At 69.1% G+C, this 26,440-nt stretch carries 27 protein-coding genes; 18 read left to right on the top strand and 9 right to left on the bottom strand.

All coding sequences use genetic code 11. The features are described 5' to 3' along the window. Positions 1-3 precede the first annotated feature (3 nt). A complete protein-coding gene (locus tag CVV72_RS32555; RefSeq protein WP_255632334.1) occupies positions 4-1,572 on the bottom strand; it encodes an alkaline phosphatase in 1,569 nt (522 codons plus the stop codon). A 149-nt stretch (positions 1,573-1,721) separates the two neighbouring features. Between CVV72_RS32555 and CVV72_RS32550 the strand changes: the two genes are divergently transcribed. The 3 genes from CVV72_RS32550 to otsB all read left to right on the top strand — a co-directional run bounded on the left by CVV72_RS32550 (position 1,722) and on the right by otsB (position 7,394). Then, positions 1,722-3,296, top strand: coding sequence for a threonine/serine exporter ThrE family protein (locus CVV72_RS32550; RefSeq protein WP_219147720.1), 1,575 nt, complete (start codon positions 1,722-1,724; stop codon positions 3,294-3,296). Between the two features lie 81 nt (positions 3,297-3,377). Next, positions 3,378-4,829, top strand: a complete 1,452-nt coding sequence (locus tag CVV72_RS32545; protein WP_219147718.1) for a trehalose-6-phosphate synthase — start codon at positions 3,378-3,380, stop codon at positions 4,827-4,829. A 36-nt stretch (positions 4,830-4,865) separates the two neighbouring features. Continuing rightward, positions 4,866-7,394 carry a trehalose-phosphatase gene (gene otsB, locus CVV72_RS32540; protein ID WP_219147716.1) on the top strand — a complete coding sequence of 843 codons (2,529 nt, stop codon included), beginning with the start codon at positions 4,866-4,868 and terminating at the stop codon, positions 7,392-7,394. Between the two features lie 75 nt (positions 7,395-7,469). Here otsB and CVV72_RS32535 read toward each other — a convergent pair whose 3' ends face one another. The 4 genes from CVV72_RS32535 to CVV72_RS32520 form a co-directional block, all read right to left on the bottom strand. After that, positions 7,470-7,742, bottom strand: a complete 273-nt coding sequence (locus tag CVV72_RS32535) for a MoaD/ThiS family protein (protein WP_091598452.1) — start codon at positions 7,740-7,742, stop codon at positions 7,470-7,472. Further along, on the bottom strand, positions 7,743-8,795 hold the full coding sequence (locus CVV72_RS32530) for a glycoside hydrolase (RefSeq protein ID WP_219147715.1): 1,053 nt from the start codon (positions 8,793-8,795) through the stop codon (positions 7,743-7,745). Between the two features lie 211 nt (positions 8,796-9,006). Beyond that, positions 9,007-9,963, bottom strand: a complete 957-nt coding sequence (locus CVV72_RS32525; protein ID WP_219147713.1) for a glycoside hydrolase family 6 protein — start codon at positions 9,961-9,963, stop codon at positions 9,007-9,009. 107 nt (positions 9,964-10,070) lie between these two features. Further along, entirely contained in the window at positions 10,071-10,736 is a 666-nt protein-coding gene (locus tag CVV72_RS32520; protein ID WP_219147712.1) for a C39 family peptidase, read from the bottom strand. 158 nt (positions 10,737-10,894) lie between these two features. On the opposite strand from CVV72_RS32520, the gene CVV72_RS32515 reads away from it, so the two are divergent. Together CVV72_RS32515 and CVV72_RS32510 are read left to right on the top strand one after the other, a co-directional pair. Continuing rightward, complete coding sequence (locus CVV72_RS32515; protein ID WP_219147711.1) at positions 10,895-11,524, top strand: RNA polymerase sigma factor; 630 nt, start codon at positions 10,895-10,897, stop codon at positions 11,522-11,524. Continuing rightward, complete coding sequence (locus CVV72_RS32510; protein ID WP_219147710.1) at positions 11,511-12,644, top strand: CU044_5270 family protein; 1,134 nt, start codon at positions 11,511-11,513, stop codon at positions 12,642-12,644. The genes CVV72_RS32515 and CVV72_RS32510 overlap by 14 nt, the downstream gene beginning before the upstream one ends. Here the strand turns inward: CVV72_RS32510 and radA are convergent. Together radA and CVV72_RS32500 are read right to left on the bottom strand one after the other, a co-directional pair. Further along, positions 12,641-13,999, bottom strand: a complete 1,359-nt coding sequence (gene radA / locus CVV72_RS32505; RefSeq protein WP_034310209.1) for a DNA repair protein RadA — start codon at positions 13,997-13,999, stop codon at positions 12,641-12,643. The two genes, CVV72_RS32510 and radA, sit on opposite strands and share 4 nt — an antisense overlap. 112 nt (positions 14,000-14,111) lie before the next feature. Next, a complete protein-coding gene (locus CVV72_RS32500) occupies positions 14,112-14,819 on the bottom strand; it encodes a hypothetical protein (RefSeq protein ID WP_219147709.1) in 708 nt (235 codons plus the stop codon). Positions 14,820-15,116: 297 nt separating this feature from the next. Between CVV72_RS32500 and CVV72_RS32495 the strand changes: the two genes are divergently transcribed. The 11 genes from CVV72_RS32495 to CVV72_RS32445 all read left to right on the top strand — a co-directional run bounded on the left by CVV72_RS32495 (position 15,117) and on the right by CVV72_RS32445 (position 23,395). After that, on the top strand, positions 15,117-15,608 hold the full coding sequence (locus CVV72_RS32495) for a CarD family transcriptional regulator (RefSeq protein WP_005165253.1): 492 nt from the start codon (positions 15,117-15,119) through the stop codon (positions 15,606-15,608). A gap of 74 nt (positions 15,609-15,682) precedes the next feature. Beyond that, positions 15,683-16,315, top strand: a complete 633-nt coding sequence (locus tag CVV72_RS32490; RefSeq protein ID WP_219147708.1) for a 2-C-methyl-D-erythritol 4-phosphate cytidylyltransferase — start codon at positions 15,683-15,685, stop codon at positions 16,313-16,315. An 87-nt stretch (positions 16,316-16,402) separates the two neighbouring features. Continuing rightward, entirely contained in the window at positions 16,403-16,873 is a 471-nt protein-coding gene (ispF, locus tag CVV72_RS32485) for a 2-C-methyl-D-erythritol 2,4-cyclodiphosphate synthase (RefSeq protein ID WP_034310203.1), read from the top strand. A 28-nt stretch (positions 16,874-16,901) separates the two neighbouring features. Continuing rightward, positions 16,902-17,297 (top strand): PPOX class F420-dependent oxidoreductase, encoded by a 396-nt coding sequence (locus CVV72_RS32480; protein WP_219147706.1) that lies wholly within the window; start codon positions 16,902-16,904, stop codon positions 17,295-17,297. A 22-nt stretch (positions 17,298-17,319) separates the two neighbouring features. Next, the gene (locus CVV72_RS32475) at positions 17,320-17,715 is read left to right on the top strand and encodes a PPOX class F420-dependent oxidoreductase (RefSeq protein WP_034310197.1); all 396 of its coding nucleotides are present in this window, start codon (positions 17,320-17,322) and stop codon (positions 17,713-17,715) included. Positions 17,716-17,822: 107 nt separating this feature from the next. Further along, positions 17,823-18,509 carry an HAD family hydrolase gene (locus CVV72_RS32470; protein ID WP_255632330.1) on the top strand — a complete coding sequence of 229 codons (687 nt, stop codon included), beginning with the start codon at positions 17,823-17,825 and terminating at the stop codon, positions 18,507-18,509. Between the two features lie 46 nt (positions 18,510-18,555). Then, on the top strand, positions 18,556-19,947 hold the full coding sequence (cysS, locus tag CVV72_RS32465; protein WP_219147702.1) for a cysteine--tRNA ligase: 1,392 nt from the start codon (positions 18,556-18,558) through the stop codon (positions 19,945-19,947). A 35-nt stretch (positions 19,948-19,982) separates the two neighbouring features. Beyond that, the gene (gene rlmB, locus CVV72_RS32460) at positions 19,983-20,939 is read left to right on the top strand and encodes a 23S rRNA (guanosine(2251)-2'-O)-methyltransferase RlmB (RefSeq protein WP_034310192.1); all 957 of its coding nucleotides are present in this window, start codon (positions 19,983-19,985) and stop codon (positions 20,937-20,939) included. Between the two features lie 181 nt (positions 20,940-21,120). Continuing rightward, entirely contained in the window at positions 21,121-22,554 is a 1,434-nt protein-coding gene (locus CVV72_RS32455; protein ID WP_219147700.1) for an MBOAT family protein, read from the top strand. Positions 22,555-22,567: 13 nt separating this feature from the next. Further along, positions 22,568-22,921, top strand: a complete 354-nt coding sequence (locus tag CVV72_RS32450) for a hypothetical protein (RefSeq protein WP_219147698.1) — start codon at positions 22,568-22,570, stop codon at positions 22,919-22,921. A gap of 9 nt (positions 22,922-22,930) precedes the next feature. Next, positions 22,931-23,395, top strand: coding sequence for an HIT family protein (locus tag CVV72_RS32445; protein WP_219147696.1), 465 nt, complete (start codon positions 22,931-22,933; stop codon positions 23,393-23,395). A 39-nt stretch (positions 23,396-23,434) separates the two neighbouring features. Here the strand turns inward: CVV72_RS32445 and CVV72_RS32440 are convergent, their stop codons facing one another. Together CVV72_RS32440 and CVV72_RS32435 are read right to left on the bottom strand one after the other, a co-directional pair. Further along, positions 23,435-24,298, bottom strand: a complete 864-nt coding sequence (locus CVV72_RS32440; RefSeq protein ID WP_219147694.1) for an alpha/beta hydrolase — start codon at positions 24,296-24,298, stop codon at positions 23,435-23,437. A 138-nt stretch (positions 24,299-24,436) separates the two neighbouring features. Then, positions 24,437-25,159 (bottom strand): alpha/beta fold hydrolase, encoded by a 723-nt coding sequence (locus tag CVV72_RS32435; protein WP_219147692.1) that lies wholly within the window; start codon positions 25,157-25,159, stop codon positions 24,437-24,439. Between the two features lie 87 nt (positions 25,160-25,246). On the opposite strand from CVV72_RS32435, the gene CVV72_RS32430 reads away from it, so the two are divergent. Both CVV72_RS32430 and CVV72_RS32425 read left to right on the top strand, forming a co-directional pair. Then, on the top strand, positions 25,247-25,807 hold the full coding sequence (locus CVV72_RS32430; protein ID WP_219147690.1) for a TetR/AcrR family transcriptional regulator: 561 nt from the start codon (positions 25,247-25,249) through the stop codon (positions 25,805-25,807). Then, positions 25,804-26,409, top strand: coding sequence for a transglutaminase family protein (locus CVV72_RS32425; protein ID WP_219147688.1), 606 nt, complete (start codon positions 25,804-25,806; stop codon positions 26,407-26,409). The genes CVV72_RS32430 and CVV72_RS32425 overlap by 4 nt, the downstream gene beginning before the upstream one ends. Positions 26,410-26,440 lie beyond the last annotated feature (31 nt).

Below are 26,440 nucleotides of genomic sequence, written 5' to 3'. Positions count from 1 at the left end.
CGTTCAGCCGTCCGCAGGGCGCACCCGGGGGTCCCCGGCCACCGTCCGGAAGGCGTGCGCGAACGTCACGGCGGTCGCCGGGTCGCGGCGGTCGGCGACGTAGTACCAGTTCATCCGGACGGCTTCCGGGGTCACCTCGAGGACGCCGGGGCCGTGCGAGTCGAGCTCGACGAAGCGCACGTGCGGGTTCAGCGCGCGGATCGCCGCCTCCACCTTCAGCGAGCCGGTCCGCGGCGGGACGCCGAGCTGCTCGTCGATGTTGTCCGAGGTGACCGACGGGCAGACGAACTCCACCGCGACGCTCGTCCCGTCCCGTGGCACGTCGTTCGCCCACGACGAGTGGACGTCGCCGGTCAGGAACACCGTGTTGCCCCGCCCCTGCGCGGCGATGGTGTCGAGGACCTGGCGACGGTCGGCGGTGTAGCCGTCCCACTGGTCGGTGTTCACCGTGGTCGGCTGGCCTTCGAGCAGGTCGTCGAGGGCGAGCCGTTCACGGGTGGGCAGCGCGGGAATCTTGATCGGCGTGACCATCACCGAGTTCCCGATCAGGTTCCAGGACGCGGTCCCGCGCGCGAGGCCGTCGAGGAACCACCGCCGTTGCTCGGCGCCGAGGATGGTGCCCTCCGCCGAGGCCGGGCCGGGCTGCCGCGTCCGGTACGTCCGCAGGTCCAGCATGGTGAGGTCGGCCAGCGTCCCGAACTTCAGCCGCCGGTACAGCCGGTCGCCGCGGTGCCGCACCGGCATCCATTCGAAGTACGCCTGGTGCGCGGCCCGCATCCGGTCGTGCCAGCTTCCCTCGGTCGCCGGGTCGTGTGACGGCGACCCGCCGGACCAGGCGTTGTCGGCGGCCTCGTGGTCGTCCCAGGTCGCGACCATCGGGTGACGGGCGTGCAGCCGCCGGAGGTGCTCGTCGGTCTTGTACATCGCGTGGCGTTGCCGGTAGTGCCCCAGGGTGATCAACTCGTTGGGCGGTACCGAAGGCCGAAGATCACCCGCAGGGTTGGGATTCCCTTCGTAGAGGTAGTCACCCAGGTGAATGAAGGCGTCCAGATCGTCGCGGTCGGCCAGGTAGCCGTAGGGGGCGAAGTGACCGACAGCCCAGTTGGCACACGAGACCACGCCGAGCCGCAGGCTCGCGACGTCCTCGTCGTGCGAAGGCGCGGTGCGTGTCCGCCCGGACGGCGAGACCCTCCCCTGTGCCGTGAAGCGGTACCAGTACGCGGTCGACGCGCACAGCCCGTCCGCCGTCACCTTCACCGTATGGTCGCGTTCCGGCCCGGTCCGGACGTGACCGCGAGCGACGACTCGCGTGAATCCGGCGTCTTCGGCCACCTCCCACCGGACGTCCGCCGTCCCTCCTTTTCCGGATCCCGGAATCGCCTCGGGCGAGGGCGTGACACGGGTCCAGAGAAGGACCGAATCGGACATCGGATCGCCCGACGCGACCCCATGCGCGAAAACCGGGGCCTCCGCCCCGCTAGATGCACCCGAAAGGGTGAACGTCGCCGCTGTTCCGGCGGCGGTGACACCCGCCGCGCGAAGAACGGATCTCCTGCTCACAGAGGACGCCATGGCATGCAGTGTGCCGCAAACCGGCGGGCCCGCGATGATCTTCCTCGGACGTGGTGGACGCCACTTCGGATTTCCTGCAACGGTCGAGGCACCGGCCCCGATGCTCCTCGGGAAAGTCCCTCGAACCAGAGTGAGGAGGTGGATCGATCATGAAGATCAACGAGCACACCAAGAGGGCCCAGCCGGGCGAACAGAGCGAGCACAGTGCCGAAAAGAACCAGGACGAAACACCCGAACGTGGCGGATGGCTGCTGGAAGCGCCGCGCCAGCGTGACGGAGAGCGATCGATCCCCCAGGCTCGCTCGCACCGGCCGAATCTGCTGCGCCGCCGCGCCTGGCAGATCCTCGAGGCACCGACGGCGGAGCAGCCCGCCGTCGAGGCCGACGAGGCGATGGGACCGAAGCCGCCCGACGACTCGACGGTCAACTTCGTCCTGGACCTCGCCCTGCGTATCGGCGAGGTCCAGATGTCGAGCGGCGCCGGCGCCTCCGACGTCACGGCGACGATCATCGCGCTGACCTCCGCGCTCGGCCTCCCGCACTGCGAGGTCGACGTGATCTTCACGTCGATCACGGTGACCTGCCACCGCGGCACCGACATGGCCCCGGTGACGGCGCTCCGGGTGGTCCGCTCACGCAGCCTCGACTACACGCGGCTCACCCAGACCGAGACGCTGGTCCGCCGGATCGTCCGCGGCAACATCGGCGCCGAAGAGGCCCAGCAGGAACTCCAGCGGATCACCACCGCGCCGCATCCGTACCCCCGCTGGGTGGCCACGGCCGCCTGGGGCGGGCTGGCCGCGTTCATCACCCTGATCCTCGGCGGCAGCATCGACGTCGCGCTGGTCGCGCTGGTGATCAGCGCGGTCATCGACCGCCTCGGCCGCTTCCTCAACCGCTTCGCCCTGCCGTTCTTCTTCCAGCAGGTGATCGGCGGCCTGGTCGCGACCCTGTCCGCGATGGCCATAGTCAGCAGCAACCTCCTCACCACGGACAAACCCACGCTGGTCGTCGCGGCGGCCGTCACCGTGCTGCTGTCCGGCCTGTCCACGGTGTCCGCCGTGCAGGACGCCATCACCGGCTACTACGTCACGGCGGCCGGCCGCACGATGGAAACGGCGCTGATGAGTGCCGGGCTGATCGCGGGCGTGGTGCTGGCGCTGAAGATCGCGCTGCTGCTCGGCCTCCCCCTGACGCCGCTGCCCGAGGTCGTCTCGTCGACGCCGCAGGATCTGCCGATCATCATCCTCGGCAGCGTTGGCGCGTCGGCCTGCTTCGCGCTGGCCTCGTACTCGACGCTGCGCGCGATGATCGTCGCGGGAGCGGCGGGCGCCATCGGCGGCGCGGTCTACGGGGCCTTGATGCTGACCGACTTCCAGGCCGTCAGTTCGTCCGCCGTCGCCGCCACGCTGGTCGGTTTCTGCGGCGGAGTGCTCGCGAGGCGGCTCAAGGTGACGCCGCTCGTGGTGGCTGTGTCCGGCATCACGCCCCTCCTCCCCGGCCTCTCCACCTATCGTGGTCTATACCAATTGGGCGTCGAGCCCGGCGGGAACATCTCGACGCTGATGACCGCGGTCGCGATCGGGCTTGCCCTGGCAGCGGGTGTGGTACTCGGTGAATACCTCGCGCAGCCGGTGCGTACCGGGCTCGGCAGGCTCGAACGCAAGTTCGCCGGGCCGAGGATGGCGGGCCCGATGGAACCCGCCGAACGACGCTTGGAGTGATCGCTCGCCGACCGGCCGCGGCCTCCTCGCGCGATAGGGTTTCCGCTTAGGGCAGCGACCCGCGAATCGAGGGAGCGGCTGGTGGACGAAGTGATTGCCGAGACGAGCAGAACGGCCTCCGCGGATTTCGTCGTGGTGGCGAACAGGCTCCCGGTGGACCTCGAACGGACCGCCGACGGAAGCAGGCGCTGGACGGCGAGCCCCGGCGGGCTGGTGTCCGCGCTCGAACCGTTCCTGCGGTCACGCAAGGGAGCCTGGGTCGGGTGGCCGGGTGTACCCGACGTCGACGTCGAGGAATTCGACGACGACGGCCTGGTCCTGCACCCGGTCTCCCTGACGTCGGACGACGTCCGCGACTACTACGAGGGCTTCTCCAACGCGACGCTCTGGCCGCTGTACCACGACGTGGTGGAGCGGCCGGTGTTCGACCGGAGCTGGTGGGAGTCCTACGTCCGGGTGAACCGGCGCTTCGCCGAGGCGAGCGCGAAGGTCGCCGCCGAGGGCGCGACCGTGTGGATCCAGGACTACCAGCTGCAACTGGTACCGGCGATGCTCCGCGAACTGCGTCCCGACCTCCGGATCGGGTTCTTCCTGCACATCCCGTTTCCCCCGGTCGAGTTGTTCATGCAGATGCCGTGGCGGACCGAGATCGTCCGCGGCCTGGTCGGGGCCGACCTCGTCGGCTTCCACCGGCCGGGTGGCGCGCAGAACTTCCTCTGGCTGGCGCGGCAGCTGGCCGGCCTCGAGTCCAGCCGCGGCGCGGTCGGCATCCGCACCCGCCCCGGCCTGATGCAGGTCGGCGACCGCACGGTGCGGGTCGGCGCGTTCCCGATCTCCATCGACGCCATCGGCCTCGACAAACTCGCCAAGACCAAGGGCGTCGCCGAACGCGCCGCCCAGCTGCGGCGCGACCTCGGCAATCCGAAGAAGGTCCTGCTCGGCGTCGACCGGCTCGACTACACCAAGGGCATCGACCTGCGGTTGCAGGCGTTGCACGAGCTGCTGCACGAAGGCCGCGTCCGCCCGGAGGACGTCACGTTCGTCCAGCTGGCCACCCCGAGCCGCGAGCGCGTCGAGCACTACCAGCGGATGCGCGGCGACATCGAGCAGATGGTCGGGCGGATCAACGGCGAATTCGCCCGCGTGGGTCACCCGGTCGTGCATTATCTGCACCAGTCCGTGAACCGGACGGAGCTGGCCGCGTTCTTCTCCGCGGCCGATGTCATGGTGGTCACTCCCCTGCGTGACGGGATGAACCTCGTCTGCAAGGAGTACGTCGCCTGCCGCCACGACCTGGGCGGTTCGCTCGTGCTTTCGGAGTTCGCCGGCGCCGCGGCGGAGCTCACCAGCGCGCTCCTGGTCAACCCACATGACCTGGACGGGGTGAAGAACGCCTTGGAGACTGCCATTACGCTCGACCCCGCAGAGGGACGCCGCCGTATGCGCGCCATGCGTCGACAGGTCCTCACGCATGACGTCGACCGCTGGGCGCGCTCGTTCCTCCAAGCACTCGGTGCCGAACCGGCCGACTGATTCCCCAACCCCCGCTACGTTCCCGAGGAGAAATCGTTGACCGCCGAGGCACTGCCCGCCGAGCTGCGGCGCGCGATCGTCCAGGTCGCGCGCACCCCGCGGTTGCTGGTCGCCTGCGACTACGACGGCACGCTGGCTCCGATCACGGCCAATCCGGACGAAGCCCGGCCGCTGCCCGAATCGGTAGGCGCGCTGAGGTCGCTGGCCGGCCTGCACGAGACGACCACCGCCGTCATCTCCGGCCGCGCGCTGCGTGATCTCGCCACCCTGTCCCGTCTCCCGGCCGAGGTGAACCTGGTCGGCAGCCACGGGTCCGAATTCGACATCGGCTTCATCCACGCGCTCGACGACAAGGCCCGCGAGCTCCACAGACGGCTCGAAGCCGAGCTGGAGAACCTGGTGCTCGACGTGCCGGGCGTCTCGCTCGAGGTCAAGCCCGCCAGCATCGCGGTGCACGTCCGCCGCGCCGAGCACGAGGCGGGCCGCCGGGTCCTGCGCGACGTCCACAATGGACCCGCGCGGTGGGAAGGCGTGTCCACGACCGACGGCAAGGAGGTCGTCGAGCTCGCGGTCGTCCAGACGGACAAGGGCCGCGCGCTGGACACCCTGCGCCACCAGGTCGGCGCGACGGCCGCGGTCTTCCTCGGCGACGACGTCACCGACGAGAAGGCGTTCGCCCGGATCTCCGGCCCGGACGTCGGCGTGAAGGTCGGCGACGGGGAGAGCCTCGCGCAGTACCGGGTCCCGGACACGGTCGACGTCGCGATGGCGCTCGCCTTCCTCCTCGAAGAGCGGCGCAACTGGCTGTACGGCGAGCAGGCGCCGCCGATCGAGCGGCTTTCCATGCTGGCCAACGAACGTTCGGTCGCGCTGGTCACCCCGGACGCCCGGCTGACCTGGCTGTGCCACCCCGGTCCCGACGCGCCCGCGATCTTCGCGGACCTGCTCGGCGGGGCCGGCGCCGGACACTTCTCGATCAAGCCGCACCGCAACGGCCTGCCGCTCGGGCAGCGCTACCTGCCGAACACGATGACGGTCGAGACCCGCTGGTCCCGGCTGCTCGTCACCGACTACCTGGAGCCGGAGAGCCCCTCGCACCGCACGGATCTCGTCCGGGTGATCTCGGGTGAGGCGGCGGCGGAGATCGTGTTCGCGCCGCGGCCCGAATTCGGTGGTGTGCCGGTGAAGCTGGTCGCCGAGGGTGACGGGATCCTGGTGCAGGGCACCTCGGAACCGTTCGCGCTGCGCTCGCCGGGCGTGGAGTGGGAGATCACCTCCGACGGCATGAACGACACCGCGACGGCGCTCGTCACCCCCACCCCGGACAACCCGGTGGTGCTCGAACTCCGTTGCGGCACCTCGGATCTCGGCGCGCACGAACTGTCCGAAGTGGATCGGCGGGCCCGTGCGGGCGACTACTGGAGCACCTGGGCGCGGACGCTCAAACTGCCCGGCGTCCAGACCGACCTCGTCGGCCGCTCGGCGCTCACGCTGCGCGGGCTGGTGAACACCGACACCGGCGGCGTGCTCGCGGCGGCGACCTCCTCGCTGCCGGAGGAGATCGGCGGCGTCCGGAACTGGGACTACCGCTACTGCTGGATCCGTGACGCGGCCATGACCGTGCGTGAACTGGTCCACCTCGGCTCGACCGAAGAGGCGGAAGGCTACCTCCGCTGGCTGCACGGCGTCCTGTCCACTTTGGCCGGTCCGGAACGGCTTCACCCGCTGTACACGTTGGCGGGCAGCGTGATCGGCGCCGAAGCGGTCATCGAGTCGCTGCCCGGGTACGCCGGCTCGCGACCGGTCCGCGTCGGCAACCTGGCGAACCACCAGGTCCAGCTGGACGTGTTCGGCCCGGTCGTCGAACTCGTGCAGACGCTGGCGGCGGCGCGCGGCGAACTCCGCGACGAGGACTGGCAGATGGTGCGCGCGATGGCCGAGGCCGTCACGCGGCGCTGGAACGAGCCGGACCACGGCATCTGGGAGGAGCGGCACGTGCCGCGCCACCGGGTGTACTCGCGGGTGATGTGCTGGGTGACCATCGACCGGGCGATCAAACTGGGCGAGGTCTACGGCCGCGAGGTACCGGGCGCGTGGCCTTCGCTGCGTGACGAGATCGCCGCGGACGTCCTGGAGAAGGGCTGGAACGAAGAGGTCCAGGCCTTCACGACCGCTTACGACGGAACGGATCTCGACGCCGCGTCGCTGTTCGTCGGGCTGACCGGGCTGATCGATCCGGCCGACCCGCGCTTCCAGTCCACGGTGACCGCGATCGAGGCGGAACTGCGCAGTGGGTCCACTGTGTACCGTTACCGCCGCGACGACGGCCTTCCCGGCGGCGAGGGCGGTTTCCACATCTGCGCGGCCTGGCTCATCGAGGCGTACCTGCTCACCGGGCGGCGCACCGAGGCCGAGGAGCTGTTCACGCAGATCGTCGACGCCGCGGGCCCGACCGGGCTGCTGCCCGAGCAGTTCGACCCGATCGCGGAGCGCTCGCTGGGCAACCACCCGCAGGCGTACTCGCACATCGGGCTGATCCGCTGCGCGAACCTGCTTTCCCAGTAGCGCGCCCACGCAATTCGGCACCTGCTTGCGGTAGTTGCACACGCAAGAATCGCAAGCAGGTGCCGAATTGCGAGTTCAGCCGCCGGCGACCGACGGGATGATCTGCACTTCCTTCGCCTCGGCGAGGGAGGTCTTGGCGCCGTCGAGACGGCGGCACTCCTCACCGTCCACATAGAAGTTCACGTAGCGCCGCAGCGCGCCGGTTTCGTCGCGCAGACGGCGTTCCAGCGCGGGGAACCCGGCGCCGAGCGAGTCCAGGACGCCGTCGAGCGTCGACGCCTCGACTTCGAGCGTGCCGCGGCCGTCCGCGAGCGGCCGCAGCATCGCGGGCAGCAGGACCCGGACCACCTAGACCACCTGGGCCCGCACGCACAGCACGTCCGGCAGATGCGCGGCCACCTGATGCCAGGTGTCGCCTTCGTCGGGGCTCGCCCACACTTCGCCGGATCGCGTGCCGAAGTAGATGCCGTCCCGCGTATCGACGCACATCCCGTCCCGCAGCACTCCCGCGTAGAAACCCTTGTCCGGTAAGCCGTTCCCGAGCCCGGTCCAGGTCTCGCCCGCGTCCTCGCTGCGGTAGACCCGGCAGCGGCCCTCCGGCGGGAAGCGGAGAACGTCGGCCACCAAGGGGAAGTTGTAGATCGTGTCCGGCTTGGACGGATGGACGACCATGGCGAACCCGAAGTCGTTCGGCAGGCCGCCGGCGATCGACCGCCAGGTCTTCGCGTCGTCGTCGCTGCGGTACACGCCGCCGTGGTTCTGCAGGAAGAACCGCTCGGGACGCGACGGATGCATCGCGACCTTGTGCACGCACTGCCCGAACTCGGGCTCCTCGTCGGGCAGGAAACCCGCGCTGATCCCGCGGTTCGACGCGGTCCAGCTCTTGCCGCCGTCCTCGGTGCGGTAGACCCCGCCGGTCGACATGGCGACGGTGATCCGCCCGGGATCCGTGGGATGCGGCAGGATCGTGTGGATCATCTGGCCGCCGCCACCGGGAGTCCAGTGTGGACGGTGCTCGTGGTCCCAGAGCCCGCGGACGAGTTCGAAGGTCTCGCCGCCGTCCTCGGAGCGGAACAGCGCCGACGGCTCGACACCGGCGTAGACGACGTCCCCGGCGAGCGCGATCTGCCAGATGCCTTCGAGCGCGGTCTCCGTGTCGGCGGGGAAGGCGACCGGCGCGTGATCGGGCTGGGACCAGGTCTCGCCGAAGTCCTCCGACGTCGCGATCGTCGGGCCGAAATGCTCGTTGACCGCGGCCGCGTGGATCTTCGAGGGAGCGAGCGCGACCGCCCGGACGGCCTCCATGGGGAACTTCGGTTCGGAGATCTCCCAGTTCTCACGGTCCTCGCTGCGGGCGAGGAACAAGCCCTTCCTGGTACCGATCCCCAGCTGGAACTCCACGACGCCATCCTCTCGGCCGATACTGTGACTCAGGTCACCGTACTACCGGAAGCGCGTGAAGGCCCCCTTCCCTCGACTGAGCCGAGGGAAGGGGGCCTTCACGGGAAATGGAGGCGTCGCGCCGGCTGCTGTCCAAGGGGTCGTGGCCCTCGCCTTCTCGGGAGAACGAGGGTCACAAACGAACAGCCGGCGCGACGGGTTTCGGGGGCGGTCAGGTCCCGCTGATCAGGCGCAGCGCCAGATCGGGGCTGAACTGACCGGCTTCGACGTTCGGCGCGATCCCGCACTTGCCATCGGAGTCACCAGGCACCTTGACCCACAGCAGCATCTCGGCGCCGCCGCCGGTCTGCGAGGTCGCCCCGAGCTTGCGCCCGGCCGGGTTGCACCACTCGGAGCCCAGCGGGCCGTTGCCGTTGCGGCTCGTGTCGATCACGAACGGCTTGGTGTAGCCGTACTTGCTCGACAGGGCGGCGCTGACGGCCTTGCCGTAGTTCGCCGAGTCGGTGGTGGTCTTGTAGTTCGACACGTTGATCGCGAGACCGCGGATCGACTTCACCCCGACGGCGTTGAGCCGGTCGGCCATGGTCGCGGCGGGGATCCAGGTCGAGTTGCCGCCGTCCATGTACGCCCAGGTGTTCGGGGCCTTGGCGGCGAACTGCTCGGCGGCGTACTTGAGCAGGTCGAGGCGGGTCTGGCGCTCGCCGACGGGCAGGCAGTCGACCTGCGCGAGGGCGTCCGGCTCGATGACGACGACCGCGGGCTTGCCGCCGATACCGTCGGCGAAGTTCGAGATCCAGGTGCGGTAAGCCTCCGGGCTGCCCGCGCCACCACCGGAGTGGCCGCCGCAGTCACGGCCGGGGATGTTGTAGGCGACCAGGATCGGCAGCTTGTCGGCCACGTCGGCGGCGTAGGTGTAGCCGTCGACGGCCGTCTTGACGTTCCCGCTCCAGTTGCCGAACCAGCGCGCGCCCGCCTTGGTGGAGATGGCGGCCTTGATCTTGTCGGCGGTGCTGCCCGGGTGGTCCCGCACCCAGACCGCGGGGTTGGAGTTCGGGTCGACGTAGAAGCCGTTGGTCTTCTCAAGGGGGTTGCCGTCGGCGGCCTGGGCCGGCGCGGCGATGAGGGCCAGCAACGAGGCGGCCAGCAGACCGAGCGTCTTGATGCGCATGACCGACAGCTTCGAGCCCTCCCGTACAAGATTCGTACAACCCACGCCATTCGTCACCTGCTTGCGGCGCGCGGGCGCCGCAAGCAGGTGACGAAACGCGAAGAGGGTCAGGCCGAGTAGCCCTTCGGCGGGATCAGGGTGGCGAGCTGGTTGAAGGTGAGCCAGTAGATCTGGTTGCCGCCGAAGTTGGCCGGGTCGGCGATCTTCACCGTCATGTTGTCGCTGTTGTAGCCGATGATCGTGAAGTAGTGGTAGATCGTGTAGTTCGGGTAGCCCGGCGGGTGGTTGTTCGCCGGGGCGACGATGTTCGCGACGATCGCGTAACCCTTGTCGACGTCCAGCACGATGTCGCGCCACAGGAGATCGCGCTGCGCCTGGGTCGGCGGGTCGTTCGGCATCTCCTTGGTCTCGTACCAGCCACCGGCGACGTGGTTGTTGAGGACGCGGGTGACCTGCCCGATCCAGTCGGTGCCGTTGGTGCTGGTCGGGAGCTCGTTGGCGAGCTGCTGCTGGCTCGGCGGGTTGCCGTTCTTGGCCGAGATGGCGATGCGGGTGGCGGCCGGGCCGCACCAGTACCCGGTCTCCTGGATCTGGTACTGGATGTTGAGCTCCGCGGCCGCCCTGACCCCTTCCACCTTGGCGGGCGGCGCCATCGACTTCACGAAGTCGGGCGCGGGGACGACGTACTCGCCTTGGGCGACGGCCGCCGCCGGAGCGGTGATCAGTGCGGACACCGCGAGCGCGGCCACGACCGCGGTCCTGAGTCGACGCATGGTAACCCTTCCCCAGTTTCACTTTTGGATGGTGAATCCTGAACAGGATCTCGGCTCCCGCGTCTTTTGTCTGCGGTGTCACCTGCGCTTTCCCCGTTCGGCCCACGACGAAAGTAGGATCGGATGAACGCTCCGGGCGTCATCGGGCAATAGCGATCGTGCAGGTGATGAAAGACGATCACGAGCAGGCCGGCACGCGCGGGCTGGACAGGCCGGATCTCGGTGGTCCGGATCCCGCACCCGTCTTCGGCCTGCTCTTCGACGCCCACGCGGCCCCGCTCCAGCGTTATCTGGCGCGCCGCGTCGGCACGGAGACCGCGCACGACCTCGTCGCCGAGACCTTCCTCGTGGCGCTCCGGCGACGCGAGACGTATCGCCCCGAGGCCGGCACGGCGCGCGCGTGGCTCTACGGGATCGCGACGAACCTGCTGCGCCACCACGTCCGCACGGAGACCAGGGCGCTCAACGCCACGGCCAGGCTCGCGGCCGCCGACCAGACGGTCTCGGCCGGGCACGACGGCCGCGTCGCCGAGCGGGTCGACGCCCAGTCCCGTGCGGCCCTGCTGGCGGGAGCACTGGCCGAACTGAGCGTCGCGGACCGCGACACCCTGCTGCTGGTCTCGTGGGCGGGGCTGGATCCCGGCGAGGTCGCCGAGGCCTTGGGAATTCCCGCCGGAACGGTCAGATCGCGTCTGCACCGGATCCGAAGATGGTTGCGCGCCAACGCGCCGGAGTCCACAAAGGACGATTCAAGGAAAGAGGAGGAGGGCGAAAGTGCACGGCGGTAGCATCCGGAAGGTGTGGTCCGAGGCCGAACTCGACGAAGCGCTGGCCTGCCTCCACGCCGAGCCGGAAACCCGGCAGGACGAACTTTCCCGCGCCAAGGCGGCGCTCCTGCGCGCCGCCGGTGACGTCGAGGACGAACTCCTTCCCATGACCACGCCCCCGGTGAAGAAGCGGCCGGGTTCGTGGCGATGGATCGCGGCCGCGGCCGCCGCGGCGCTCGTGTCCGGCGGCGGGATCGTGGCGACGAACGTCTTGACCGTCGACGACGGCCCGGATCCCGCGGCCCACTCGACCGTCACCCAGGGCCAAAACGCCCTCGAAGGCCTCCACGGCGACGACTTCCCGATCCGGGACGACCAGTTCCGGCTCGTCACCGAGTCCACGTGGACCACGCATGTCACCAAGACGGGGCTCGTCTACCAAACCCACGAGATCCTCGAACGATGGCTGCCGCCGCGCAGCTGGATGCGGATCAAGACGCGCTTCACCGGAACCGGCGAGATCCGCTGGGTCAAGGGCGACTACCAGACGGCCGTGTCCCACGGCGAAACGCTTCCGGGCCCGTCTTCCCACGTCACCGTGGCGGAGGCCCGGTCGCCGCGGACGACCACCACGTCACCGGTGCCACCTCCGCTGAAGACCTCCGAGGACCGGCTACCGTCGGAAAGCGGGTGGACCGACCCGACGCCGGAGTTCCTCGCCGAACTGCCCGTCGACCCGACGAAGCTGTCCGAGCGGCTCCGCCGTGACGGCCTCTGGCCGGACGGCCGCTCACCGGAGCAGGGGAACTCCACCCCCGAGATGTTCGAGATGGCCTTCAAAGTCCTCCGTTCCTCCCAGGGCTTCGGCGCGCTGCGAGTGGCACTGTGCGAAGCGCTCGCGAGGATGCCCGGTGTCGACGTGACGAGCGTGGTCACTCCCGGCGGACGGCCCGCGGTGGCCTTCACGGTCGCGTTGCCGGACCGGACGCGCACGTTCGTCGTCGACAAGGCGACGGCCGCCGTCGTCGGGAACCGCGCCGTCCGGTCCAACGGGCAGCACGAAGGCTGGCCGGGGCTGACCTTGTTCGACACGTCGATCTCGGTGGTGATCACCGACGACGGCGGCCCCAAGCCCAGCTAGCGCGCGTGCTTGGCGGCGTTGAGCGCGCTTCCGACGTCCGGGACCTCCAGCACCCGGATCCCCGGCGGGATCTTGCCGGAGTCCGGCGGCACCAGCGCGTAGGTGAACCCGAGCCGGGCGGCCTCCGCGAGCCGCCGCCCGACGCTCGGCACCCGGCGGACCTCGCCCGACAGCCCGACCTCGCCCATCGCGACGAGCTTGGGCGAAAGCGGCGTGTCCCTCGCCGAGGAGATCAGGGCCAGCACCACCGCGAGGTCGATCCCGGGTTCGGTGATCTTCATGCCGCCGACCGTCGCCACGTAGACGTCCTTGTCGCCGACCTTGATGTTCGCCCGCTTCTCGACCACGGCCAGCACCATCGCGACGCGCGCCGAATCGAGCCCGCTCACCGCACGCCGGGGCTGCGGTGACTGGGTCGCCGACACGAGCGCCTGCACCTCGCCCAGCAGCGGCCGCTTGCCCTCCATGGTCACCGTGACCGCGGTGCCCGCGACCGGCTCCGCGGTGTGGCTGAGGAACAGCCCCGACGGGTCGGGCACGCCGACGATGCCCTCCTCGACCAGTTCGAAGCAGCCGATCTCGTCGGCGGCGCCGAACCGGTTCTTGATGCCGCGCAGCATCCGGAGCGTCGAATGTTTGTCCCCCTCGAACTGCAGGACCACGTCGACCAGGTGCTCCAGCACGCGCGGCCCGGCGACCGAACCGTCCTTGGTGACGTGCCCGACCAGCACGATCGGCAGCCCGCGCTCCTTGGCCAGCGCGACCAGCCCGGAGGTGACCGCACGGACCTGGGTGACACCGCCCGGCGCGCCCTCCACCTGCGGCGAGGCCATGGTCTGGACCGAGTCGACGATCAGCACCCCCGGTTTGACCGCGTCGACGTGCCCGAGGATCGCGGAGAGATCGCTCTCGGCCGCGAGGAACATCTCGTCGTGGACGTTGCCGGTGCGTTCGGCGCGCAGGCGCACCTGCCCCGCCGACTCCTCGCCGGTGACGTAGAGCGCCCGGCCCGCGGTGGCCGCCCATTGGTAGGCGACCTCCAGCAGAAGGGTCGATTTGCCGACACCGGGCTCGCCCGCGAGCAGGATGACCGCGCCCGGCACGAAGCCGCCGCCGAGCACCCGGTCCAGCTCGGAGACGCCGGTGGGCTTCGCCCGCGCCGTCTCGACGTCGACCTCGCCGATCGGGCGCGCCGGCGCGCTGGGCGCTCCCGCCGCGACCCTGGCTATCGCGGGACGGGCGTCGCCGCGTTCCTCGATGGTCCCCCACGCCTGACATTCCGGGCAGCGCCCGACCCACTTCGGCGCCTCGTATCCGCATTCACCGCAGCGGTAGGTGCTGCCTTTCTTGACCACCCCGCGAGGCTAGCGGCCACCACCGACAAACCCCGGCAACGACGCAAGTACGTGAAGGCCCCCTTCACTGCGCCAGGCGCAATGAAGGGGGCCTTCACGTACTTATGAGGACTTAGTGCCCGCCGCCCTTGGGGGCTTCCTTCTCCGGCGCGGGCGCCCGGCTGCCCGGGTGCGACGGCGCCGCGACCGGCAGGTCGACCGTGATCGAGCCGGAGTTCTTGAAGACGAAGGTGACCTTGATGGTCTGGCCCGCCCACACCGGCTGCTTCAGGCCCTGCAGCTCGATCGTGGCCTTGCCCACCTGGTCCGGCGCGTTGGTCGTCTCCGGGCCCGCGGACGGCGTGACCGTCCCGGCGGAGCTCGACGGGGCACCCGACGACGAGGGGGCACCCGACGACGGTGCGCCCGAGGACGAAGCCGGCGCGGAGGACGGGGCGACCTCCTTGGTCGACTCGACGGTGTCGGAGGGGCCGATCACGAGCGCGTGGCTCGCGGCGATGACCTTGGATCCGGTGATCTTGGCGTCACCGGCGGCGGCTTCGGAGGAGACCGAGACGAGCTCGTCGTCCTGCTTGCCCTGGTTCACGATGGTCAGCGTCAGCGGCGCGGCGGAACCGGCCGGGTACGCCTGCCCCTCGGTCGGGAACTGGAGCGCGGCGTTCCGCAGCACCAGGTCCTTCGCCTGCGCGTACGTCCCGTTGACCGCGGGCTGCTGCGAGTCGGTCTGGGTGATCTGACCAGCACCGCAGCCGGCGAGCACGAGCGCGGCGCCGAGCGCCAGCACACCTGCGCCGAACACGCGACGATTCTGCAGCCTCACGTCGGAGTCCTTCCATCTCACGGCCTCTTCACCGCGAAGACTAGCCGGGCGCCTTCGCGGGCGGAGAACCCGGTGCGTGTTGACACCCCACCAATGCGGTGACGTGCCCAAGATCAACCGTCCACAAAGGATTTGGAAATCGTTCGCTTCTCACCAGCGTGAGCATGGGCGAATTGGGTTTGTCAACCCCCGGGCGGAGCACCGTCAGGCCGCTGACCTGCGACGACGATCGCGGGCCGCTAGGTGGGCCTCGTCGGCACGTGCTAAGATGAATTCAGCGAAAGGGGCAGAGGACACATGGTTTTCAAGGTCGGAGAGACCGTCGTCTACCCGCACCACGGTGCCGCACTCATCGAAGCCATCGAGACCCGCGTGATCAAGGGCGAGGAGAAGAAGTACCTCGTCCTCAAAGTCGCGCAAGGGGATCTTACGGTTCGCGTGCCCGCTGACAACGCCGAGATCGTCGGCGTTCGTGATGTCGTCGGGCAAGAAGGACTGGACAAGGTTTTCGACGTTCTGCGTGCTCCGCACACCGAAGAGCCCACCAACTGGTCTCGTCGGTACAAGGCCAACCTCGAGAAGCTCGCCTCCGGCGATGTGAACAAGGTGGCCGAAGTGGTGCGCGACCTCTGGCGGCGAGAGAAGGACCGCGGACTTTCAGCCGGCGAGAAACGCATGCTGGCGAAGGCGCGGCAAATTCTGGTCAGCGAGCTGGCGCTCGCGGAGGGCACCGACGAGGACAAGGCTGAAGTCCTCCTCGACGAAGTTCTGGAAACCGCGGCAGTCTGAACCGGCGGGTGTCCCACGCCAGGTGAGGCTGCGGGGGATACCTCTACGATCGCGCACATATGAGCACCGTCCATATGAGCACAATCGTGTTCGTCACTGTCGTTCGTCACCATGCCTCCGACGCGGAGCTCGCTCTCGCGCCGGTCAATGGTGAAGCGCTACTCACGCACACTGTGCGGGGGCTGCTCGCTCTGCCGGATCTCGATCTGGTGGTCGTAGCGGCCCCCGAGCGGTGTGCTGATTTGTTTTCGGCCGCTTTGAGCGGGTTCGAAGAGCGTTGCCGGATAGTACCCGGCGCGTCACTGAAGCATGCTTTCGACACCGTCGAAAAAGAGGTCACCGGAAATCCGGTCTTCCTCGTGCACGACGCCCTGCGTGCCTTCACCCCCGCGGACACGATCCGTGCCGTCGCGGACGCGGTCCGTGCGGGCTCGTCTTTCGTGGTTCCCGTCCTGCCGATGGCGGACACGGTGAAGGTGACCGACGCGGCGAAGGTGATCACAGGCACCGAAGACCGCGCATACCTGCGCACGGCCCAAACCCCGCTGGGCTTCACCCGTGAGACTTTTCTCTCGTATGCCGCCGAACCGTCTCTCGACGGCGCGCACACCGTCCCGGGACACCCGGACGCGATGCGCGTCACCACCGCGTTCGAACTGAACCTGGCCGAGGCGATCGCGGTGGCCGGGAAAGAGGAAGTGCTGTGATCCGTGCGGGTCACCTCCCCCGATTCCCGGGATGAGTCGCTAACGTGATCGCGGTCGCGCGCGAACGGTGAGAAAGAGGAAACCCCTGTGAGGATCGGCAACGGCGTCGACGTCCACCCCGTCGAGGCGGGCCGCGAATGCTGGATCGCCGGTCTTCTCTGGCCCGGCGTCGACGGCTGCGCGGGCCATTCGGACGGCGACGTCGCGGCGCACGCTTTGTGCGACGCGCTCCTGTCCGCCGCCGGGCTCGGTGATCTCGGCGCGGTGTTCGGCACCGGCGACCCGCGATGGGCGGGTAAGCACGGCGTCGAGTTCCTCGCGGAGGCGCGGCGCCTGGTCGAGGCGGGCGGCTGGACCGTCGGGAACGCGACCGTCCAGATCGTGGGCAACGCGCCGCGCGTCGGGAAGCGCCGCGAAGAGGCGCAGAAGGTGTTGAGCGAGGCCGTCGGCGGGCCGGTGAGCGTCTCCGGGACGACGACCGACGGGCTCGGCCTGACCGGACGCGGCGAGGGCATCGCGGCGTTCGCGACGGCGCTGCTCCTGCCCTCGCAGGAATAGCCGCCGCCGGGAGCCGGTTCGGCCTGTCATGGCAGTCACACTTCCCGAACCGGTTCGCGAACTGGTGGACGGCAAGAACTTCGCGACCGTGGCCACGCTGGACGCCGACGGCGGTCCGCAGACCTCGGTCATCTGGGTGGGCCTCGACGACGGCGATCTGGTCTTCAGCGCCACCGAAGACCGGCTGAAGGTGCGGAACCTGCGTCGCGATCCGCGCGCGAGCGTGTCGATCACCGACGCGGAGAACCCGTACCGGCACACGCAGCTGCGCGGCACGGTCACGATCACCCCGGACCCCGGGAAGACGTTGCCGAAGACGCTCAGCCACAAGTACCTCGGCCAGGACCCGCCGCCGGAGGCCGACGACGTCCAGCGGGTGATCGTCCGCCTGCGGGTCGAACGGATCGCCGGGAACGTCCGGTGATCAGGCTGCTTAGGATTCAGCCATGGGTGTGACCTTCAACGACGCGACCAAGAAACTCCTCGACGGCAACAACTTCCCGGTGCTGGCGACGATCAACGCCGACGGCTCCGCGCAGACGTCCGTGCTGTGGGCGAAGCGGGACGGCGACACGGTGGTCTTCGCCACCGTCCGCGGCCGTCTCAAGGAGCGGAACATGGCCAGGGACCCGCGGGTGTCCGTCTCGGTTTTCGACCAGGAGAACCCGTACGACTACGTCGAGATCCGCGGGACCGTCGAGATGACCGACGAGGGCGGGCGCGAGCTGATCAACGAGCTCTCGCACAAGTACCTCGGCAAGGACTACCCGGAGGAGCCTGCGGACGTCGTCCGCGTGCTGGTCCGGATCACGCCCACCAAGATCACCGGCAACGCCGCCTGACAAGCGCCATGAAAGGCCCCTTCATCGCAAAATTTGCGATGAAGGGGCCTTTCATCTCACAAGCGGAGGGCGGCGAGCACCCCACGATCGTGGCTAATGTGGTGCTCGTGACCTTTCGCGCTGTGTTGTTCGACTTCTCCGGCACGGTCTTCCGGCTCGAACAGGACGAGACCTGGCTCGCCGACCTCACCGACCACGAAGGCGAGAGCCTCGACATCGAGGCCCAGACCGAACTGATGCGCCGGATGACCGCGCCGGTCGGCCAGGTCGTCGATCTCGACGAGGAGCACCTGCACGCCTGGAACCACCGCGACCGCGACCCGGTGCTGCACCGGAAGGTGTACCTCGAGGTCCTCAAGCAGTCCGGGGTGCCGCACGCCGACCAAGCCGTCGCGCTCTACACCCGGCTGATCGATCCCACCCAGTGGACGCCGTACCCGGACACCGAAGCGGTCCTCAAGGGCGTCTCCGGCAAGGGCGTGAAGCTCGGCGTGCTGAGCAACATCGCCTTCGACATCCGGCCCGCCTTCGGCCGCCGGGGCTGGGACGCCTACGTCGACGAGTTCATCCTGTCGTTCGAGGTCGGCGCGGTGAAGCCGGAGCCGGAGATCTTCCGCGCGGCCGTCGAGCGGCTCGGGGTCGACCCGGCGGAAACGCTCATGGTCGGCGACAGCGAGGAGGCCGACGGCGCCGCACGCGAGATCGGCTGCGCGTTCGCGCTGGTAGAGCCGCTGCCGACGACCGAGCGGCCGGACGCCCTGCTCACCGTCATGCGCGCCCATAACGTGCTGTAATACGGTCACTGCGACACCGCTCACGCCGACCCCGTACCCTTTTAGGGTGGCACTACACCTCTATGACACGGCGACCCGGAGCGTGCGGGAATTCCATCCCGCCCGTAGCGGAACGGCGTCCATGTACGTGTGTGGTGCCACCGTGCAGGGTGTTCCCCATATCGGCCACGTCCGCGGCGCGCTGAACTACGACGTCCTGCGCCGCTGGCTCGTCCACAGTGGACTCGACGTGCTGATGGTCCGCAACGTCACCGACATCGACGACAAGATCCTCACCAAGGCCGCCGCGGCGGATCGTCCCTGGTGGGAGTGGGCGGCCACGCACGAGCGCGCCTTCGAGTCGGCGTACGAGGCCCTCGGCTGCTTGCCGCCCTCGATCGCCCCTCGGGCGACAGGGCATGTCACGCAGATGGTCGAGCTCATGCAGCGGCTGATCGACGGCGGGCACGCGTACGCCTCGGGCGGCGACGTGTACTTCTCGGTCAAGGCGTTCGACGGCTACGGCGATCTCTCCGGCCAGAAGCTCGACGAGGTCCAGCAGGGCGAGAGCCTCGGCGAGGGCAAGCGCGACGCGCGCGACTTCACGCTGTGGAAGGCCGCGAAGCCGGGTGAGCCCTCGTGGCCGACGCCGTGGGGTTCCGGCCGTCCCGGCTGGCACCTCGAATGCTCGGCGATGGCGACGGCTTATCTCGGCGCGGAGTTCGACATCCACGGCGGCGGCGTCGACCTGGTGTTCCCGCACCACGAGAACGAGCGCGCCCAGTCGAACGCGGCGGGCGACCCGTTCGCGCGGTTCTGGCTGCACAACGCCTGGGTGACCATGTCCGGCGAGAAGATGTCGAAGTCGCTGGGCAACACGGTCTCGATCCCGCAGATGCTCAAGGACTACCGGGCGCCCGAACTGCGGTACTACCTGGTCCAGCCGCACTACCGGTCGACGATCGAGTACTCCGACGGAGCGCTCGCCGAAGCCGCGCAGGGTTACCGGCGGATCGAGCAGTTCCTCCGTCGCACGGCGGGCATCGCCGGCGCGGTCCACCTCGGTGAGATCCCGGACGGGTTCGCCGCCGCGCTCGACGACGACCTGGCCACTCCGCAGGCCTTCGCAGTGCTGCACAACACCGTCCGCGACGGTAACGCCGCCCTCGACGCGGCCGACAATTCCAAGGCACTCGAAATCGCCGCCTCCGTGCGCGCGATGACCGACGTGCTCGGCCTCGACCCGCTCTCCGCGCGCTGGTCCGAGGCGGGCGGCAATGAGACGCCCACCCGGCAGGCGCTGTCCGAACTCGTGGAAGGGCTGCTCACCGAACGGCAGCAGGCCCGCGCCGAGAAGGACTTCGCCCGTGCGGACGCCGCGCGTGACCGCCTCCAGCAGGCGGGCATCGTGGTGGAGGACACCCCGAACGGTCCACAGTGGACCGTCAAGGACGTCTGACACTTACTCGGTTTCTAGCTCAAGGATTCTCACTGATGGCAGGCAACTCCCGGCGCCAGGGCGCTATTCGCAAGCCCGGCACGAAGAAGGGTCAGGTCGTCGGCTCCGGCGGCCAGCGCCGGAAGGGCCTCGAAGGCAAGGGCCCGACGCCCAAGGCCGAGGACCGGCCCGGCCACAAGGCGTACCGGATGGCCAACGCGCGTGACCGCAAGGACCAGGCGCGGCAGAAGAAGGCCGACAAGCCGGAGCTGATCGCCGGGCGCAACCCGGTGGTCGAGGCGCTGCGCGCCGACGTGCCCGCCACCGCGCTGTACGTCGCGATCAACATCGAGATCGACGACCGCGTGAACGAGGCCGTCCGGCTCGCCGGCGACAAGGGCATCTCGATCCTGGAGATCCCGCGCGAGGAACTGGACCGCAAGACCAACCGGGCCATGCACCAGGGCCTCGGCCTGCAGGTCCCGCCGTTCGTCTACGCCGATCCGCGTGACCTGATGGCCGTGGCGAAGGACTCGGGGCAGACCCCGCTGTTCGTCGCGCTCGACGGCGTCACGGACCCGCGCAACCTCGGCGCGGTGATCCGCTCGGCCGCCGCGTTCGGCGCGCAGGGGGTCCTCCTGCCGGAGCGGCGCAGCGCGGGCATGACCGCGGTCGCGTGGCGGACCTCCGCCGGCACCGCGGCCAAGCTGCCGATCGCCGTCGCCACCAACCTCACCCGCCAGCTGAAGGCGTGGAAGGACGACGGCCTGATGGTCGTCGGCCTCGACGCGGACGGCTCGGTGGACATCGACGAACTCGACCTCGCGGCGGATCCGCTGGTCATCGTGCTCGGCTCGGAAGGCCGCGGTCTCTCCCGGCTGGTGCGCGAGACCTGCGACGCGACCGTGTCGATCCCGATGGCGGCGGGCGTCGAATCGCTCAACGCGTCGGTCGCGGCCGGGGTGCTGCTGGCCGAGGTGGCTCGCCGCCGACGGCTCGCGGGACGTGTCTGACCCGCACTTCGCCACACGGTGCGGGGGCTGTGTCTTTCGGTGAACCGGCGACAGCGGAGCCTCCGGCCGTGCGGGTTCATGCGCGTGGTCACTTTCCGAGGCCATTTCAGCTCCGCCAACGGGTACGCAGGCTAAGGTCACCAGCGCATATCGCGTAACCGCCCTGGGGGACCTCGCACCGATGTCGTTCATTTCACCGCTGTTCCTGTGGTACTTCATGCCAGCGGTCCTGCTCGCCGTTCTGGTGTGCCCGCGCAGCTGGCGGAACGGCATCGTCGCGGTCGGCAGCCTGATCTTCTACGCCACCGGCGCGGGGCCGTACACGCTGGTCCTGCTCGGCTGCATGGTGGTCAACTACCTGGTCGGGCCCGCGCTGGAACCGAACGCCTGGGACCTGCGGAACAAGCGGCGCAAGCGGCTGCTGCTCGGGGTCATCGGCCTCAACGTCGGCATGTTGCTGATCTGGAAGTACGCGGGGTTCGCGACGCAGCAGATCGCGGCCGTGACGCACTGGTTCGGCGGCGATTTCCCGGTGGCCGACCTGATCATCCCGATCGGCATCTCGTTCTACACGTTCCACCACATCTCCTACGTGGTGGACATCTACCGCGGTGAACGCCGCGCGCTGCGCGACCCGGTGTCCTTCGCCGCGTACATCGCGATGTTCCCGCAGCTGGTGGCCGGGCCGATCGTGCGGTTCCGGGAGATCGCCGACCAGCTGCCGCAGCAGCGGTCCCACCGCCTCGACGACATCGCCGCCGGTTTCCCGCGGTTCGCGCTCGGGCTCTGCAAGAAGACGATCATCGCGGACTCGCTCGGCCCGATGGTGGACGCCTGTTTCAGCACGCCACCGGACCAGATGACCTTCGCGATCGCCTGGCTCGGCGCGATCGGGTACACCCTGCAGCTGTTCTTCGACTTCTCCGGGTACTCCGACATGGCGATCGGGCTCGGCCGCATGCTCGGCTTCCGGCTCCCGGAGAACTTCGCGAGACCGTACTCGTCGGTGACGATCACCGAGTTCTGGCGGCGCTGGCACATGTCGCTGTCGCGCTGGTTCCGCGACTACGTCTACATCCCGCTGGGCGGCAACCGCGCCGGCGCCGGGCGCACCTACCGGAACCTGTGCATCGTGTTCGTGCTGACCGGGTTCTGGCACGGCGCGCAGTGGACGTTCCTGATCTGGGGCATGTATCACGGCGCGATCCTGATCGTGGAACGCGCTTTCGGCTACGACGTCACCCCCGAGTCGAGGGCCGCCCGCATCGGCCGCCGCGCGCTGACACTCGTGCTCGTGGTCTTCGGCTGGGTGTTGTTCCGCGCCAAGGATCTGCCGCACGCGCTCGGCATGATCGGGCATATGGTGCTGCCGGACTTCACCGGCCTCACCGACGTCGTCGAGAGCGCGGTGACCAACCAGCGGCTGGTCATCCTGCTGTGCGCGCTGGCGATCGTGTTCCTGCCCGCGCATCCGGTGACCGGGCCGCTGCTGGAGTCCTCGCGGAGCCGCACCGCCACGGCGCTGCGGATCGGTGTGATGACCGTCGGGCTGGTGTACGCGGCCATCCTGATCGCGACCGGGACGTTCAGCCCGTTCCTCTACTACCAGTTCTGAGGGAGCCCGGAAGATGACCGAACCGACCGATCTGGCCAAGCTGCCCGGCGTGATCCCGTACGTCGACAACCACGACGGTCCGCGGCGGCTGCTCACCATCGAGATACGCCCGTTCCCGTCGTCCATGGTGCCGTACGCGCCCCTCGTGAGCATCGACGGCAGGCAGTTCGTGGTCTCCTGGGGCGCGGTCACGTTCGAGATCCCCGCCGACCGGAACGTGCACGTCAGCGCACACCTGCACACCAACTACGGGTCACAGGCCGCCGCGACGCCGTTCGCCTCGATCGTCCTGGCTCCGCATCAGGAGCCCGTCCGGCTGACCACCCAGTTCACCGGCAAGGGTGGTTCGATCTTCCCGGTCGGTTAGCTTGGCCGCATGATCGACGACTGGAAGCGGGATCGGATCGGTTCGGCGTTGCGCGGGGAGAACCCGACGGTGCTTCGACGGCTGGACGCGGGTTTCGCGGTGATCGGCGATACGCAGTTCCTTCCCGGCTACTGCGTTCTGCTGGCCGATACCCCCGCCATCGGCAGGCTGACCGACCTACCGCGACCGCGGCGGTTGGAGTTCCTGTCGGACATGGAGTTGCTCGGCGAAGCCGTCGAAAACGTCTGTGCGCGCAGGGATCCGGGTTTCCGCAGGGTGAATCTGGAGATCCTGGGCAACACGGATCCGTTCCTGCACGCCCATGTCTGGCCGCGGTACGACTGGGAACCGGCCGACGTGGCCGGACGGCCGGTCTGGCTGTATCCGGTGGAGAACTGGGCCGCTTCACTGGGACCTCAGCACGACTCGCTGCGTTCCGAGCTCACGGAGGAGATCGACAGGCTGCGAGCCTGACGCGTCCCCGCCGCCGAAACCGGCGGCGGGGACGCTGTCTCAGACGAGATCGACCAGCAGTTCGGCGAAGATCCCCGGCCGGCTGAAGTAGCCGACGTGCGACGAGACCAGGGTGCGCACCTCGAACGGGTTGTGCGGAGTCAACTCGTCGGCCTTGCGGATCATGTAATCCTGCACCGCCGGAGTGATGCTGAGGTCCTCGGCGAGCCGGACGTAGGTGTGCGGGACACGCCCCCACCTGTCGGCCTGAACCAAGGCGCCCGGCTCGAGTACCGCGTAGCTCTCGTCCGGATCCAGGGAATCCAGCAACAGCCGGAACTGGTGGTCGGTGGAATCGGCCATGATGGCGGTCTTCAACTCGGCGAACAAGGCCGGGTCGCCGTGGGCACCGCGCCAGTTCAGCCGGGCCACGCCGGGTTCGTCCACCTCAGGCACGGTGATCCGCGCCGCCAGCGCGTCCAGCAGGTTGTCGTCGACCACGTCCCACGGTTCGGTGAGCATGGCCGGGTCGCTGAGACAGAGGGCGGAGAGGTAGACGACGCGGCCGAGCAGTTCGGGCGCGGCGTTGGCGACGGCGCTGATCGTCAGCCCGCCGAGGCTGTTGCCGACCAGGACGACCGGCCCCTGGCCGTCGAGCCGCCGCAGGGTGTCCACGACGTGCCGCACGTTGTCCTGCAACGTGATTCCGCGCAGCGGGGAGGGCGCGGAAGCCAGTGCGGTGAGGTCCTGGGGTTGGCGGTAGTAGGCGGCAGGGCTGTCCGCCCGGTCGCCGTGGCCCGGCAGGTCTACGGCGTGCGAACGGTAGCCGAGCAGAGCCAGTTCGTTCTGCAACGGGCCCCACGCCCGTGCATTACTGGAGCCGCCGTGAACGAAGACGAAAATGGGGCGCGAAAGTGCGCGCATGGTGAAAGATCCTTGTCATCCCTTGGCGAACGGTGGACGTGTGGACCTTGACGCCGACGAGGGCGGCACCAGGGTCAGCGCGTCGACCGGGTACGAACGGCCTGCCAAGTGTGGATGACGGAACACATGCCGATCATCTTAGCCGGGGGCGGCGCCGGGCGCCTCCGATTTACCGGAGATCGACAGGCCGCGGGCCGCCTCGAGCATCAGCAGCGAGAACTCCTTGCCCCGCACCATCGGCAGGTAGTGCCCGGCTTTCGGCACGGTGACGAGGCGCCCGTCGGCGCAGGCGTCGAGAAAGCGGCGTTCGTGGCGGCGGAAGTGATCGCGTGCCCCGTTGACGATCCAGGCGGGGCCCGGATAGGCCGCGAGTTCCGCCAGCACGTCGAAGTCCGCGAAGGCCTTGGCGACGTCCGGGATGACCTCGGTCGCGATGCCGCCGCCGATCACCGCTTCGGCGAGTTTCGGTGGCAGGGCACTTCGGAACTGCCATCGGCTGAGGCCTTCACCCCGGTCCGGGAGCCGCATGAGCAAGCGGTGCGCTACGCGGAACGGTGTCTCCAGCGTTCTGCCGGGCAGGTAAGTCGAATTCGCGACGACGAGGCCTGCCACGCGCTCCGGATACCGCGCGGCCGCGGCGATGGCGACGTAGCCACCGAGGGAATGCCCGACGACCAGAGCGGGCTCCTCGACGGCATCGGCGACCGCGTCCGCCGCGGCCGCCAGGGTGAACCGCTCGCCTCGCCGGGCGCCGTGTCCCGGCAGGTCGACCGCTTTCGCGGGATGCGCCGAGCGCTCCAGCTGCTCGGTCCAGGCGGCACGACTGAGCCGGATGCCGTGGACGAAGACGAGGGGGACCATGGACTACCTCCTGAATACAACGCACCGTTGCGTTGCAACGTACGCCTGCTCGCCGCACAACGCAACGGTGCGTTGTATTGTTGCCCGGTGAGCACCCGGAACGGCCCGCGCAAGGCCGAGGCGATCTTCGCCGCCACCCTCGAGCTTCTGGCCGAGCACGGCTACGACAAGCTCGCCATCGAGGCCGTCGCCGCCCGGTCCGGCGTCAACAAGACGACGTTGTACCGATGGTGGCCGTCGAAGGACGCGCTTCTGGCCGCCGCGCTGCGCGATTCCGACCTGTTCGCCGTCGACCTCCCCGACACCGGCAGCCTGCGTGGCGATCTTCTCGCCGTGGCAACGCAAATCCACCGGCTGCTGACCTCGGACCGCACCGCACCGGTCGTCACGGCGACCTTGACCGCGGGCCCCCGGCGCCCCGAACTCGGTGACGTGGCGAGAAGTTTCTTCGCCGACCGCATGGCACGCGAGGAGCCGATCTTCGAACGAGCCACGGCGAGAGGCGAGCTGCGCGACGGCGTCGATCCGGTTCTGGTGATGGATCTGCTCGCGGGAGCGATCTGGTTCCGGCTGCTGTTGCGCGGGGGCGAAGCCGGTCCGAAATTCCTCGAAGAGGTCGTCGACACGGTATTGGGTGGCGCCACGTGAAAATCGCACTGAAGATCGAATCCGAGCGGCTCGACGACTATCTCGCCGCCGACGCGATCGTCGATCACGATCACCCGCTGATCCGCGAAACGGCTGACGGACTGTCACCGACCGGTGGCACCGAAGTCGACGTGATTCGTTCGATGTTTCACTTCGTGCGCGACGAGATCGACCATACGGTGGACGCCGCCGATCCCCGGGTCACCCTTATGGCCTCCGAGGTTCTGCGCGAGAGAGTCGGGCTCTGCTACGCGAAGGCCCATCTGCTGGCCGCCTTGCTTCGCAGCCAAGGCATCCCGGCCGGGTTCTGTTATCAGCGGATCGGCGTACTGCACGGGCTCAACGGCGTGTACGTCGCCGGCCTGGACCGATGGATCCGGCTCGACCCCAGAGGCAACAAAAACGGTGCGGACGCGCGCTTTCCTTTAATACAAGCGGGCCTGCCGGAAGAGGAGCGGCTCGCGTGGACTCTGGACCCGGGCAAAGGCGAGATCGACTTCCCCACGGTGTACGCCGCACCGTCTTCGGCGGTCGTCGAAACCTTGTCGTCGGCGAAGCCCGGACCCGCGTGGTACGAAGGAATCCTTCCGCACGCTCCGTGAGTGGTTTTTCCGCGATCCGGCGAAACCTCCG

This window comes from Amycolatopsis sp. TNS106, assembly GCF_019330265.1.
Lineage (GTDB): Bacteria > Actinomycetota > Actinomycetes > Mycobacteriales > Pseudonocardiaceae > Amycolatopsis > Amycolatopsis lurida.
The sequence above is the reverse complement of the archived record's forward strand: the minus strand, read 5'-3'. Positions and strand labels throughout refer to the sequence as shown.